The following is a 12777-nucleotide window of genomic DNA, read 5'->3' as shown; positions in this document are numbered from 1 at the left end:
CCCGAGGCGGCGGGCTTCGTCGCGTCCAGCTGTAGCTGGACGGTTAGTGTGATCGTATGGTCGACACGAGCGCAGCACAGGCGGCGGAGGCGGCGGCAGAGGCGGTCGCCGCGACGGATCCGGCCGTGACGGCGGAGATCGGCGTCATCGGGGGGTCGGGGTTCTACTCCTTCCTGGACGACGTGACCGAGGTCACGGTGCAGACCCCCTACGGTGCACCGAGCGACTCGCTGTTCGTCGGCGAGCTGGCGGGCCGCAGGGTGGCCTTCCTGCCCCGGCATGGACGCGGGCACAGCGTTCCGCCGCATCGCATCAATTACCGGGCCAACCTGTGGGCGCTGCGCTCGGTGGGCGTGCGCCAGGTCATGGGCCCGTGTGCGGTGGGTGGCCTGCAGGCGGAGTACGGGCCGGGCACGCTGCTCGTGCCGGACCAGCTGGTGGACCGCACCAAGAGCCGCGCGCAGACCTTCTTCGACGGCGAGGTGCTGGCGGACGGCAACGTGCCCAACGTCGTCCACATGACCTTCGCGGACCCCTACTGCCCCACGGGCCGCGCGGTGGCGCTCAAGGCGGCGCGCGGACGCGACTGGGAGCCGGTCGACGGCGGGACGATGGTGGTCATCGAGGGCCCGCGCTTCTCGACGCGGGCGGAGTCCCGCTGGCACGCGGCGCAGGGCTGGTCGGTGGTGGGCATGACCGGGCACCCGGAGGCGGTCCTGGCGCGTGAGCTGGGCCTTTGCTACACGTCGATGTCGCTGGTCACCGACCTGGATGCGGGCGCGGAGACGGGCGAGGGCGTCTCGCACGAGGAGGTGCTGCGGGTCTTCGGGCAGAACGTGGACCGGCTGCGCGACGTGCTGTTCGACGCGGTGGCGGCCCTGCCGAGGACGGAGGACCGCGCCTGCCTGTGCGCGCGGGCGCACGAGGGCTGGGACCTGGGGATCGAGCTGCCGTAGCCCCCCCCCGGCGGGGCCAGGGCGGGTGGCGAGTTTTTCCACAACCGGCCAGTAGTCCACAGGCCTCAGCGGGGCAGGACGGAAACCGGGATCGTGAGGGGTGTCACTCGGCGCTCCTCACGACAGGCGGTGGTCCCGATGTCCCGCGCACGTCCCGCACACCTTGCTCCTCCCGCGTACGGCACCACGGGGCTCTCGGCGCCGTGGGCGCCGCCCGGGTGCCGGGTGCCGCTGTTCCCGCCGGTGCGGGCGGGGCGCCGGGGCCGGTGGCGGTACGGGCGGCGGGGGCGGGCTCGGCCCCTCGTGCTCGCCCTCGCGGCGACGGCCGCCGCAGGGGTGGTGACGCTGTGCTCGCCCGCGCTGACACACTGGCACCTCGGCTGACCTTCCCCGGACGGGTGACGACGGTCTCGGACTGGACGGGGCCGTCCGGCTTTCTCGTATCGTATGGAATCGACCATTCCATGACAGAGGTACGCAGGGAGAGGCTGTTCTGTGAGCTCCGGGAGCGAGAAGAAGACGGGAGTCCTGGGCGGCTTCAAGGCATTCCTGATGCGCGGCAACGTGGTGGACCTCGCCGTCGCCGTCGTCATCGGCGCGGCGTTCACCAACATCGTGAACTCCGTGGTCAAGGGGATCATCAACCCGGTCGTCGGCGCCTTCGGCACCAAGGACCTGGAGCACTACGCCTCGTGCCTGAAGGGCCCCTGCGCCCGGAACGCCGCGGGCGAGGTGACCAAGGGCGTCTACCTCCAGTGGGGCTCGGTGCTCAGCGCCTCGCTGACGTTCCTGATCACCGCGGCGGTGGTCTACTTCCTGATGCTGCTGCCCATGAAGCGCTGGCAGGACCGGCAGGCCGCGAAGGCCCCGGTGGCCGACAAGCCCGCCGAGCCGACCGAGATCGAGCTGCTGGCACAGATCCGCGACACCCTGATCGAGCAGCGGCGCGGCCCCGGCTCGGACTCCGTCCCGGCACAGCGCTAGGGCGTGCCCCGTCAGGGGCGCGGGGCGCTGCACGATCCGCAGGACACTCCCTCATCGCGCCCGGGCGCGATCCCGGGCGCGGCCCCGGCCGTCTCAGAGGTGGTGCGGCGGCTTCTCGTCCAGGAAACGGGCGAGGTCCGCACCGCTCTCGTCGGCCTTCGGGCGCTCGCCCCAGCCGCGGTCCGTGTCGTCCGAGGACTGCTGCGACAGCGGATCGTCGAAGATCAATGCGGCGGCGCTCGCCGCCGCGGGGTCCCGCCGGGGGCTCGGGGTGTCAGTGCTCATACGTCCAGCGTACGGGCGCGCCGCCACCCGCGACCCGGGCGTCCCCGCTGCGCCGTCCGGCGCGCGACGGGCCCGGGCTGCGGTGACAATCGCAGCTATGAGCCAGGACTCGTCGGGCGTGCTGCGCCGGATGACCGAGCGCGGGCGCGAGGAGGAGCACCGCACGGCCACCCCGCTCGAGCTCTTCTTCGACCTGTGCTTCGTGGTGGCGGTGGCCCAGGCCGGGCGGCAGCTGGTGCACGCGCTCGCGGAGGGGCATCCGGGGCACGGCATCCCCGGCTACCTGATGGTCTTCTTCGCGATCTGGTGGGCCTGGGTCAACTTCTCGTGGTTCTCCTCGGCCTACGACACCGACGACGCGCTCTACCGCGTGGTGACGCTGGTGCAGATCGCCGGGGTGCTCGTCCTTGCGGCGGGCGTCCCCCGGGCCTTCGCCGCGAGCGACTTCACGATGGTGTGGTTCGGCTACCTGGTGATGCGGCTCGCCCTCGTCTCCCAGTGGCTGCGCGCCGCCCATGCCGCCACGGGTCCCGAGCGGCGCACCGCCCTGCGGTATGCGATCGGGGTGTGTCTGTGCCAGGTGGGCTGGCTGGGTCTGGTCGTGCTGCCGGGTCCCGCGAGGCCGTGGGTGTTCCTCGCCATGGCCCTGCTGGAGATGGCCGTGCCGGTCTGCGCCGAGCTCAGCCGCCCGACGGCCTGGCACCCGCACCACATCTCCGAGCGCTACGGGCTGTTCACCATCATCGTCCTGGGCGAGACGGTGGCGGCCGCCACGACGGCGGTGCAGTCGGCGGCCGACGAGCACGAGGCCCTCGGTGAGCTCCTGCCGATCGCGGCGGGTGGCCTGCTGATCATCTTCGCCGCCTTCTGGATCTACTTCGCCGTCCCGATCCATCTGCACCTGGCCTCCAACCGTCAGGCGTTCGTCTGGGGGTACGGCCACTACCTCGTCTTCTGCTCGGCCGCGGCCATCGGCGCGGGCATCGAGGTGGCGGTCGAGGAGAGCGTGGGCAAGGCCCACATCCCCACCGTCGCCGCCTCCGCGGCGGTGACGGTGCCGGCGGCCCTGTTCATGGTCACGGTCTGGCTCATCCACTCCCGTCACCACAAGCGCGGCCCGGCCCAGCAACTGGTCCTGCCCGTCTCCGCCCTCGCCACGCTCGCCTGCACCTTCGCCGGCACCTGGGCGGTCCTGGCCGCGGGCCTGGTCGGCGCGGCAACGGTGGCGGTGGGCGTCACACTCATGGCCCGACAGGGGGAAGGGGAGGAGGGGGGAGGGGAGGGGGAGGGGCCCCAGGACGCCGCTGTGGACACCGCCTACTGACGTCCCGTCAGGCCCGCGTGGTAGGCATGGCGCATGACTGCTGCTGACGACGCTCGTACGCCTGACACCCGGTCGGCCGGCCATGGCGCCGGGGGGACGCCCGGGCCGCGGGATGCGCTCACGGATGTGGGCGGGCTGCGGGTGGGGCATGCCGAGCTGGCGGAGCTGGGGGCGCTGTCGGGGACGACCGTGGTGCTCACCGGCGAGGGCGGCGCGATCGCCGCCGTCGATGTGCGCGGGGGCGGGCCGGGGACGCGGGAGACGGACGCTCTGGATCCGCGGAACCTCGTGCAGCGCGTCGAGGCGATCGTGCTGACCGGGGGCAGTGCGTTCGGGTTGGACGCCGCCTCCGGGGTGGTGGCCTGGCTGGAGGAGCAGGGCCGGGGCTTCCGGGTGGGTCCGCAGCCGCAGCAGGTGGTGCCGGTGGTGCCGGCGGCGGCCCTGTTCGACCTGGGGCGCGGGGGCGACTGGCGGGCCCGGCCCGACGCCCGGCTGGGCAGGCGGGCGGCCGAGGCGGCGGCCCGTACGCCGCCGGGGGCGCCGGTGGCGCAGGGCAATGTGGGTGCCGGCGCGGGCGCGGTGGCCGGGGGCATCAAGGGCGGCATCGGTACCGCCAGCGTCGTCCTGCCCTCCGGGGTGACGGTCGCCGCCCTGGCCGCCGTGAACGCGGCGGGTTCGGTGGTGGACCCGGCCACGGGGGTGCTGTACGGGCGGCTGTACGAGGGCGGCCGGCCCGCGTACCCCGCGCCGGAGCGGCACCGGGCGGCGCAGGAGGCACTGCAGGAGGCGCGCAGGGAGTCGGCCGAGCGCTGGTCGGCATCGATGAGTCCCCCGCTCAACACCACCCTGGCGGTCGTCGCCACCGACGCCGCGCTCACCCGCGCCCAGGCCCAGAAGCTCGCGGGCACCGCCCACGACGGCCTGGCCCGTGCCGTGCGCCCGGTGCATCTGCTGACCGACGGCGACACCGTCTTCGCGCTGGCCACGGGCGAGCGGCCGCTGCCGCAGGAGGAGGGGCTCCCGGGCAGCGCCGACTTCGCGGCGGGCGCGGTCAACGAGATCCTGGCCGCCGGGGCGGACGTCCTGACCCGTTGCGTGGTCCGGGCCGTGCTCGCCGCGGAGGGCGTCGACGGGGCCGGCGGCCTGTTCCCTTCGTACCGCGACCTGTACGGCGAACCCGCCTGAGAGCCACCCGAGACCGCCTGAGACCGCCCGAGAGCGCCCGAGACCGCCTGAGAAGGGACGCACGTCGCGTCGGATCACGCGGCGGCGCAGCACCGGAACGGTCAGCGTGATCAGGACGACGGCCGGCCCCAGTGGATCGCCGTCCCGATCCACTGGAAGGTCCAGAAGTCCCCGCTCGGGTGGACCTGGATGCACAACGGCCGGGGCCCCTCCGCAGGTAGCGGAGGGGCCCCGGCCGGTACGCGCCGGATCAGGCCACCGAGGCGGGCTCCTTCGCCTGCTGCTGCGCCGGTACGGTGTCGCCGGCGGCGCCCTCCCCCGACGAGCCCGGGCCGCCCGGGCCGCCCTGTACCGCGGCCGTCCTGCGCGGCAGCGCGAACATCAGCGCGAGGACCAGGCCCAGCACGCCCGCGACCCACCACATGCCGTGCCGGAAGGCGTCGCCGAAGGCCTCGCCCGCCCGGCCCCGCGCCACCGCGCCCTCGTCCACGGCGTCGAAGAAGACGACCGAGACCAGGCCCAGGCCCACCGCGTTGCCGAGCTGCTGGGTGGTGTTGATCAGGCCGGAGGCGGAGCCGGAGTGCTCCTTGGGCACCTCGGCGAGGACCGTCTCGGTCAGCGGCGCGACGATCAGGCCCATGCCCAGGCCCATGACGACCAGCGGCAGCGCCATCTGCCAGGAGGCGATCTTCGTGCCGTAGTGGCCGGACTCCCAGATGTAGAGCAGGACGCCGGCCGCCATGGACAGCGCGCCCGCCTGCAGGACCTTGCGGCCGAAGCGCGGCACCAGCTTCTGCACCGACAGGCCGGCCGCGGCGGAGACCGCGAGGGAGAAGGGGATGCCGGTCAGACCGGCCCGCAGGGCGCTCCAGCCCAGGCCGATCTGCATGTAGAGGGTCCAGATCAGGAAGAAGACGCCGCAGGCGATGCCGAAGGCGACCTCGATGCCGATGCCGGCGGCGAAGCTCTTGACCTTGAACAGCGACAGTTCGACCAGCGGCGAGCCGTCCTTGCGGGTCTTGTACCGCTCGTAGGCCACGAAGGCCGCGAAGACCAGGACGCTGCCGCCCATCGACGCGAAGCCCCACAGCGGCCAGCCCAGCTCGCGGCCCTGCGTCAGCGGGTAGAGCAGCATCAGCAGGCCGCAGGTGGCCAGGGCGACGCCGACGAGGTCGAGCTTGAGGGCCTGCGGGGCCCTGGACTCCTGGATGTAGCGGCGGCCCAGGAGGAGCCCGGCGATGCCCACGGGCAGGTTGACCAGGAAGATCGGGCGCCATTCGAGGCCGAAGAGGTTCCACTGGGTCAGCAGTGCGCCCAGGATCGGCCCGGAGACCGCTCCGAGGCCCACGATCGCACCGAACATGCCGAAGACCTTGCCGCGCTCGTGCGCGGGGAAGGTGGCGTGGACGATGGCCAGCACCTGCGGCACCATCAGCGCGGCCGTGGCGCCCTGCAGGACGCGGGCGGCGACGAGCAGCTGCGGGTCGCCGGCGATGCCGCAGAGCATGGAGGCGAGGGTGAAGCCGGACATGCCGAGCAGGAAGACGCGCCGGCGCCCGTAGATGTCGCCGAGGCGGCCGCCGGTGATCAGGCCCGCGGCGAAGGCGAGCGCGTAGCCCTCGGTGATCCACTGCAGGGTGCTGAAGGAGGCGCCGATGTCCTTGCGGATGCTGGGCATGGCGATGTTGACGATGGTGACGTCGACCAGGTCCATGAAGGACGCGGTCATCACCACGGCGAGCGCCAGCCAGCGGCGGCGGTCGGCCGCTGCGTCGGCGGGCGGGTCGGTGGTCGCTGTGGTGGTCACAGAGGTACTGCCTTTCTTCGTGCTTCGCGGTGCTTGCACACGGTTCACCATGCTTCGACGTCTTCGATGCGTCTCACCATGCTTCGACGTGCATTGTCGTACTTCTTCGGGACACCGGATGCCAATCCGGTGCATACCCCCTCGGGTCGCCCGGATCAGTCCCATCCGGTCCCATCCGGGCCGAGGTGGACCGAGGCGGGCCGAGGTCCAAAAACTAACCCGCCTCTAGGTCAGTTCGTGTCCTACTTCCCTGGAACCCTGGAGGGCATGACGGACACCCCGGCACGGCTGCTGAATCTGCTCTCGCTCCTGCAGACCCCTCGCGAGTGGCCCGGCCGCGAGCTCGCCGAGCGGCTCGGCGTCAGCCCGCGCACGATCCGGCGGGACGTCGAGCGCCTGCGCGACCTCGGCTATCCCGTCCAGGCCACGATGGGCGCGGACGGCGGCTACCGGCTGGCCGCGGGCGCGGCGCTGCCGCCGCTGGTGCTCGACGACGAGGAGGCGGTCGCCATCGCGGTCGGCCTGCGCGCGGGCGCGGGGCACGCGGTGGAGGGCATCGAGGAGGCGTCGGTACGGGCGCTGACGAAGCTGGAGCAGGTCCTGCCGTCCCGGCTGCGGCACCGCGTCTCGGCGCTGCAGGCCGCGACGGTGCCGCTGACCCGCGGCGACGGGGCGACCGTCGATCCGCACACGCTGACGGCCATGGCCTCGGCGGCCACCGGCCGGGAGAGGCTGCGCTTCGCCTACCGCAAGGGGGACGGCACGCAGACCAAGCGTCTGGTGGAGCCGCACCGGCTGATCAGCACGGGCCGCCGCTGGTACCTGGTGGCGTTCGACGTGGACCGGGGCGACTGGCGTACGTTCCGGGTGGACCGGGTCAGCGAGCCGTTCGCCACGGGGGCGCGCTTCACGCCCCGGGAGTTGCCGGCTGCGGACGCGGCGGAGTTCCTCAAGCGGTCGCTGGCCCGGCTCCAGCCGACGTACCGGCTGGTGGCCGAGTTCCACGCGCCTGTCGCACTGGTCGCCTCGCGGCTGCCGAGCTGGCTGGGGGTGCCGGAGCCGGTCGACGAGGACTCCTGCCGCCTCGACGTGCTGACGTCCGACTCGATCGAATGGGTGGCGTTCCGGCTGGCGCTGGTGGACTGCGAGTTCACGGTGCGGGAGCCTGCGGTGCTGGTGGAGCACCTGCGGACGCTGGGGGCACGCATCGGCCGTGCGGCGGACGGGACGCACTTTTCAGCCAAGCGATAAATACCTCTTTCTCGCACTTTCTCACCCTTTCGAGTGGAAAGTTCCGCCGTCGGGAGTAGCGGGGAAGGCACCGGGCATGTCCGGATCACAGTGCGATTCCCGCACTGGAAATCCACGGATCCACCGATCCGTGCGGCGGAAAGAGGACCCGTCATGGAACCGCAGGAGATCTACGAATCCCCGGCGCTCGCCGAGGCCGGCGACTTCTCCGAGCTGACCCTCGGCTGGCCCAGCGGGGCGTATCCGGAGCCCTACGGCGGCTACGAGTACTGGGGCTGAGGGCCGCATCCCGTGACCGGCGAGGCCTGGTTCGCCGTCCTCGCGGACGGCGAACGCAGCCGACCGGCGGCGCAGGCGCTGCGCCCCCTCGCGGCCCGAACGATCGAGCACGCCTCCGGCCGGCCCTGGTTGCTCGGCAACTGGCCGGACGGACGGGTGACGGTCGCCGCGGCGGGGGCGGCACGGCTGGCGGTGATCGGGCTCTGCCCGGTCACCGCCGGGGCATTGGCCGAGCGACTGGCCGGCGTGCGGGGGCCGGAGGACGTCGAGGCGGCCGCGGCCGGGCTCACGGGCAGCTTCCACCTGGCCGCCTCCGTCGGCGGTCGGGTCCGGGTGCGCGGCAGTGCCTCCGGGGTGCGCCGCCTGTTCCACGCCGAGGTGGCCGGGGTGACGGTGGCCGCCGACCGTGCGGACACCCTGGCGGCGCTGACCGGTGCCGGGGTCGACGAGCGGGTGCTGGCGCTGCACCTGCTGAGTTCCCCGCCGCCGTATCCGCTGGACACCCTCTGTGTCTGGCGGGGCGTCACCGCGCTGCCGCCGCAGGACTGCCTGCTGATCGAGGGGGACGGGCAGGCCCGCGCGCGGCACTGGTGGGATCCGCCGGAGCCGTGGCTGACGGCCGCCGAGGGGGCGCCGGCGCTGCGCAGTGCGCTGATCGCGGCGGTCGGGGCGCGCACCGCCGGGGTGCCGGCGCTCAGCTGCGACCTGTCCGGCGGGCTGGACTCGACCAGCGTGTGCTTCCTGGCCGCGGCCGCGCTCGCCCCGACCGACGCCCGGGCGCGGGGCGCCCACCTGCCCCGTCCCCGCCTGGTCGCCCTGACGTGGGAGGGCCGCGATCCGGCCAACGACGACGCGGCCTGGGCGGGGCGCGCCGCCGCCCATCTGCCGCACGCCGAGCACGTGGTGCCCCGCCGTACCCAGCAGCCCCTCTGGTACGCGGGCCTTGCGGGCATGGAGGTGCCCACGGACGAGCCGGGTCCGTGGGTGCGCGACCGGGCCGCCCTCGCCGCGACCGCCCGTCTGATGACCCGCCGCGGCTCGCGGCTGCACCTGACCGGCGCCGGGGCGGACGAGCTGTTCACCGCGTTCCCCGCCCATCTCCACGACGACGTGCGCGTGCGTCCCCTGGCCACGCTCGCCCGCCTGTACCGCCAGCACACCCACCAGCCCTGGCCTCTGTGGCCGGTGCTGCGCGGCCTGACCGACCGGCGTGACTTCGACCGGTGGCTGGCCGACTGGGCCGGCGGCCTGGCCCGGCGCCCCTCTCCCCCGCCCGGCGGCCGGCCCCGCCCCTGTGTGGCCTGGGGCGAGGAGCTGCGCATGCCGGTGTGGGCCACGCCCGAGGCCGTACGGGCGGTGGTGGGCCTGCTGCGGGAGGCCGCCGACGCGCGCCCGCTGCCACTGGCGGCCGGGCGCGGGCAGCACACCGCCCTGGCCCACGCCCGGGCGAGCGGGCTGCGCGTGCGGCAGTTGCAGCAGGTGCTGGCCCCCCTGGGGCTGGAGTGCTCGGCGCCCTACCTCGACGACGGCGTGCTGGAGGCGGCGCTGGCGGTGCGGCCGGACGAGCGCGGCGGCGACGGCCGCTACAAGCCGGTGCTCAAGGAGGCGATGGCCGGCATCGTGCCCGGCTCGCTCCTGCGCCGTGACACCAAGGGCGAGTACAGCGCCGATCTGCTGACGGGGCTGCGCCGCAACAGGCCGGCGCTGCTGGCACTCTTCGAGGATTCGCGTCTGGCCGGGGCCGGGCTGGTGGACGCCGATGCGCTGCGCTCCCGGCTGACGTCCCTGCATGCGCCCGGCCCCGACGTCCTGCGCGGCCTGGATCCGACGCTCGGCTGCGAGACGTGGCTGCGCGACCGCGCCGGCGGCGGGCCGGCCACTTCCGGAGGTGCACCGTGTCCCTTTCCCTGAGCCCCGATGTGTCCGTGACGGACACCGACGACGGAATGGTCCTGCTGGACGAGGCCACCGGCCGGTACTGGCAGCTCAACAGCACCGGGGCGTTCGTCCTGCGGGCCCTGCTGGCCGGGAGCGGCCTGCGGGAGGCGGCCCGCGGGCTGGGCGAGCGCCATCCGGGGCTCGGCGCGGAGCGGGCCGCCACCGATGTGGCGGCCCTGATCGCCTCGCTGCACGCGGCACGGCTGGTGGTGACGCGGTGAGCCAGTCGATGGCCCCGGCCGCCCGGTCCCCGGTGCCGCTGCGCGTCCGGCCGGCCGCGCTGGCGGCCACGGGCGCCGCCCGGCTGCTGGTGTTGCTGCGCCCGCGGGGCATCCGCCGGGTGCTGTCGTTCGTACGGCGCGGTGCGGCGCCGGCGACGGCGGAGCAGGCGCTGGCGGCGCGGCAGGCGGTCGTCGGGGTGAGCGCGCGCTGCGCGGGCGAGGGCTGTCTGCAGCGTTCGGTGGCCACGGTGCTGCTGTGCCGGTTGCGGGGGGTGTGGCCGGACTGGTGCACCGGGGTGCGGACGAGCCCGTTCCGCGCGCATGCGTGGGTGGAGGTGGCCGGCCGACCGGTGGGCGAGCCGCATGCGGTGGGCTACTACCACCGGCTGATGATCGTCGCCGCCCGGCCACGCCGGAAGGCCGGCCGCCGGTGACGGCAAGGGCCCCGGCGCAAGGGGGGAGGGAAGCGCCGGGACCCGGTCTGTGCAGGTGTGTCGTTGTGCGGCGGTGCCTTCACGTCCATTGTTGCGCGGCAGCGGCGCGACGGGCAGTGGTGAATCAGGCCGCGGCGTCGAAGCCGGTGTCGTGGGCCATCTTCTTCAGCTCCAGCAGGGCGTGCTTCTCGATCTGGCGGATGCGCTCGCGGGTCAGGCCGTGCTGCTTGCCGACCTCGGTCAGGGTGCGCTCGCGCCCGTCCTCGATGCCGTAGCGCGCCTTGATGATCGATGCGGTGCGCTCGTCGAGGCGACCGATGAGGCCTTCGAGCTCCTCGCTGCGCAGCAGTGCGATCACGGACTGCTCCGGCGAGATGGCGGAGGTGTCCTCCAGCAGGTCGCCGAACTGCGTCTCGCCCTCGTCGTCGACGGACATGTTCAGGCTCACCGGGTCGCGGGCCCAGTCCAGCACGTCACCGACGCGCTCGGGCGTGGTGTCGAGCTCGACGGCGATCTCGGCGTGCTCGGGCTCGCGGCCGTGCTCCCGGTTGAACTCGCGCTGGACCCGGCGGATCCGGCCGAGCTCCTCGACGAGGTGCACGGGCAGCCGGATCGTGCGGGACTGGTCGGCGATCGACCGGGTGATGGCCTGCCGGATCCACCACGTGGCGTACGTCGAGAACTTGAAGCCCTTGGTGTAGTCGAACTTCTCCACTGCCCGCACCAGGCCGGCGTTGCCCTCCTGGATCAGGTCGAGCAGGGGCAGACCGCTGCGCGGGTAGCGGCGGGCGACGGCGACGACCAGGCGCAGGTTGGACTTGATGAAGACGTCCTTGGCGCGAGCGCCCTCGGCGGCGATCGCCTCCAGCTCCTCGCGCGTGGCCCCGGCGGCCTTCGCGCCGCCCTCCTCCAGGCCGTCGAGTATCTGCTGGGCGTAGACGCCCGCCTCGATGGTCTGTGAGAGCTCGACCTCCTTGGCGGCGTCGAGCAGGGGCGTCCGCGCGATCTCGTCGAGGTACATGCCGACCAGGTCGCGATCGGCGATCTCTCCGCCTGCGGCGCGAACACTGCTTGCCTCGTCCGGCACCGGAGTGGTGGCCTGACGACGGGCGACGGCACGGGTTGCCATGCGTACTCCCTTGCGATGAGACGGTCGCGGGCGGGACCGGGGAACCGGACCCTGGTGCGGGTGCCCCGTCCGAAGTAAAAGAACGGACGGAAACAGGACAGAATTCCCCAGAGACGTCTTTTTTTGTGGATCATGCAGTACCCTGTCGCCCCGCCCACCCGGGCGGCGTCCCTGCGCCATGGGGAAACGCAGGTCAGGGTGGGTGTGCGCGATCGGCTCGGCGTTCCCGCCGGCCCCCGCGGCCCCGGCAGGTGAGACGGCCGTCACATCCGCCTCACCCGTGTACGACGCCGGCGGCCGTCCCGTTCATGCCCGTCCGTGCCCGTAGGCGCCACGGCCCTGCCCCGTTCGTGCTCCGCGAGGAGCGTCCCCCGTGGCCGCTCCTCGCCCCCAAGGACGCCCCCGGCCGCCCGGTGGTTGCGCGCCGCCGCGGCCCGCCGGCTGATCGAGTTGCCCGCCCCCGAGGCCGGGTGTGCGCTGGTGGGACGGGGATGCGAGCGAGAGGAGCCCGTCATGTCGACGCATACGATGCTGCCCGGGCGGCACGCGCACGAGGGCCCCGGGCCGGTCCCGCGCGGCGCCCACCCGGGATCCCGGGCCACGTGGGCGGTGCCGGCCGTCGCCGCCTTCGTCTACGGCCTGTACGTCGTCTTCATCTCCCACGAGAACGGCTTCTCCGAGGCCGGCGGCTGGTTGCTGGGCCTGGTGGCCGCGGTCGTCTCCTTCGCCGTGGGCTACGCGCTGGTGCGGGGGCGGGACCGCCTGATCACCGAGGTGCGGGCGGCGGCCTTCGGCGCACTGTTCGGCATCTGCATGGGCTTCCTGCACAACCTCGGCGGGGGCTCGGTGCTGCGCTCCGCCGGGATCGGCCTGACCCTCGGGATCGGCATGGGCCTGACGGCGTACTACGTCTTCTACGTGCACGAGCACTGAACGGCGGCGCGCACGGGCACCCAACGGCGCGCACCGGCACGGAAGTCGTAC

The 12777-nt window shown here is 73.7% G+C and carries 13 protein-coding genes; 10 read left to right on the top strand and 3 right to left on the bottom strand.

The genetic code is table 11. From position 1 onward, the window contains the following. Positions 1–56: 56 nt before the first annotated feature. Both AB0K17_RS13080 and mscL read left to right on the top strand, forming a co-directional pair. Positions 57–956 carry an S-methyl-5'-thioadenosine phosphorylase gene (locus AB0K17_RS13080; RefSeq protein WP_365965580.1) on the top strand — a complete coding sequence of 300 codons (900 nt, stop codon included), beginning with the start codon at positions 57–59 and terminating at the stop codon, positions 954–956. Positions 957–1451: 495 nt separating this feature from the next. Next, on the top strand, positions 1452–1940 hold the full coding sequence (gene mscL, locus AB0K17_RS13075; protein WP_365965582.1) for a large conductance mechanosensitive channel protein MscL: 489 nt from the start codon (positions 1452–1454) through the stop codon (positions 1938–1940). A gap of 93 nt (positions 1941–2033) precedes the next feature. On the opposite strand, the gene AB0K17_RS13070 is transcribed toward mscL, so the two are convergent. Beyond that, positions 2034–2225, bottom strand: a complete 192-nt coding sequence (locus AB0K17_RS13070; RefSeq protein ID WP_365965583.1) for a hypothetical protein — start codon at positions 2223–2225, stop codon at positions 2034–2036. Positions 2226–2322: 97 nt separating this feature from the next. Between AB0K17_RS13070 and AB0K17_RS13065 the strand changes: the two genes are divergently transcribed. Then, positions 2323–3549, top strand: coding sequence for a low temperature requirement protein A (locus tag AB0K17_RS13065; protein ID WP_365983006.1), 1227 nt, complete (start codon positions 2323–2325; stop codon positions 3547–3549). Positions 3550–3582: 33 nt separating this feature from the next. Next, positions 3583–4734 carry a P1 family peptidase gene (locus AB0K17_RS13060; RefSeq protein WP_365983005.1) on the top strand — a complete coding sequence of 384 codons (1152 nt, stop codon included), beginning with the start codon at positions 3583–3585 and terminating at the stop codon, positions 4732–4734. 250 nt (positions 4735–4984) lie between these two features. Here AB0K17_RS13060 and AB0K17_RS13055 read toward each other — a convergent pair whose 3' ends face one another. Next, positions 4985–6541, bottom strand: a complete 1557-nt coding sequence (locus AB0K17_RS13055) for an MFS transporter (RefSeq protein ID WP_365983004.1) — start codon at positions 6539–6541, stop codon at positions 4985–4987. Between the two features lie 267 nt (positions 6542–6808). On the opposite strand from AB0K17_RS13055, the gene AB0K17_RS13050 reads away from it, so the two are divergent. The 5 genes from AB0K17_RS13050 (at position 6809) to AB0K17_RS13030 (ending at position 10664) form a co-directional block, all read left to right on the top strand. Then, the gene (locus tag AB0K17_RS13050; RefSeq protein ID WP_365965588.1) at positions 6809–7792 is read left to right on the top strand and encodes a YafY family protein; all 984 of its coding nucleotides are present in this window, start codon (positions 6809–6811) and stop codon (positions 7790–7792) included. 153 nt (positions 7793–7945) lie between these two features. After that, positions 7946–8071 (top strand): lasso RiPP family leader peptide-containing protein, encoded by a 126-nt coding sequence (locus AB0K17_RS13045; RefSeq protein ID WP_365983003.1) that lies wholly within the window; start codon positions 7946–7948, stop codon positions 8069–8071. Positions 8072–8083: 12 nt separating this feature from the next. Then, positions 8084–9982 carry an asparagine synthase-related protein gene (locus AB0K17_RS13040; protein WP_365983002.1) on the top strand — a complete coding sequence of 633 codons (1899 nt, stop codon included), beginning with the start codon at positions 8084–8086 and terminating at the stop codon, positions 9980–9982. Between the two features lie 14 nt (positions 9983–9996). After that, a complete protein-coding gene (locus tag AB0K17_RS13035; protein WP_365965591.1) occupies positions 9997–10230 on the top strand; it encodes a lasso peptide biosynthesis PqqD family chaperone in 234 nt (77 codons plus the stop codon). Beyond that, entirely contained in the window at positions 10227–10664 is a 438-nt protein-coding gene (locus tag AB0K17_RS13030; RefSeq protein ID WP_365983001.1) for a lasso peptide biosynthesis B2 protein, read from the top strand. The genes AB0K17_RS13035 and AB0K17_RS13030 overlap by 4 nt, the downstream gene beginning before the upstream one ends. A gap of 124 nt (positions 10665–10788) precedes the next feature. On the opposite strand, the gene AB0K17_RS13025 is transcribed toward AB0K17_RS13030, so the two are convergent. After that, the gene (locus AB0K17_RS13025) at positions 10789–11793 is read right to left on the bottom strand and encodes a sigma-70 family RNA polymerase sigma factor (RefSeq protein WP_365965593.1); all 1005 of its coding nucleotides are present in this window, start codon (positions 11791–11793) and stop codon (positions 10789–10791) included. A gap of 513 nt (positions 11794–12306) precedes the next feature. Between AB0K17_RS13025 and AB0K17_RS13020 the strand changes: the two genes are divergently transcribed. Beyond that, a complete protein-coding gene (locus AB0K17_RS13020; RefSeq protein ID WP_365983000.1) occupies positions 12307–12726 on the top strand; it encodes a hypothetical protein in 420 nt (139 codons plus the stop codon). The last annotated feature ends 51 nt before the right edge of the window (positions 12727–12777 follow it).

Origin of the sequence: Streptomyces sp. NPDC049585, assembly GCF_040675615.1 — a bacterium.
Classification (GTDB): domain Bacteria; phylum Actinomycetota; class Actinomycetes; order Streptomycetales; family Streptomycetaceae; genus Streptomyces; species Streptomyces luteosporeus.
Note: the sequence above shows the minus strand (reverse complement) of the source record. Positions and strands in the feature narration are given on the sequence as shown.

Excerpts from the sequence above, each read along its gene's own strand:
- AB0K17_RS13080 (WP_365965580.1), top strand. The coding sequence starts at position 57 with ATGGTCGACACGAGCGCAGCACAGGCGGCGGAGGCGGCGGCAGAGGCG.
- AB0K17_RS13070 (WP_365965583.1), bottom strand. The coding sequence starts at position 2,225 with ATGAGCACTGACACCCCGAGCCCCCGGCGGGACCCCGCGGCGGCGAGC.
- AB0K17_RS13065 (WP_365983006.1), top strand. The coding sequence starts at position 2,323 with ATGAGCCAGGACTCGTCGGGCGTGCTGCGCCGGATGACCGAGCGCGGG.
- AB0K17_RS13060 (WP_365983005.1), top strand. The coding sequence starts at position 3,583 with ATGACTGCTGCTGACGACGCTCGTACGCCTGACACCCGGTCGGCCGGC.
- AB0K17_RS13050 (WP_365965588.1), top strand. The coding sequence starts at position 6,809 with ATGACGGACACCCCGGCACGGCTGCTGAATCTGCTCTCGCTCCTGCAG.
- AB0K17_RS13045 (WP_365983003.1), top strand. The coding sequence starts at position 7,946 with ATGGAACCGCAGGAGATCTACGAATCCCCGGCGCTCGCCGAGGCCGGC.
- AB0K17_RS13025 (WP_365965593.1), bottom strand. The coding sequence starts at position 11,793 with ATGGCAACCCGTGCCGTCGCCCGTCGTCAGGCCACCACTCCGGTGCCG.
- AB0K17_RS13020 (WP_365983000.1), top strand. The coding sequence starts at position 12,307 with ATGTCGACGCATACGATGCTGCCCGGGCGGCACGCGCACGAGGGCCCC.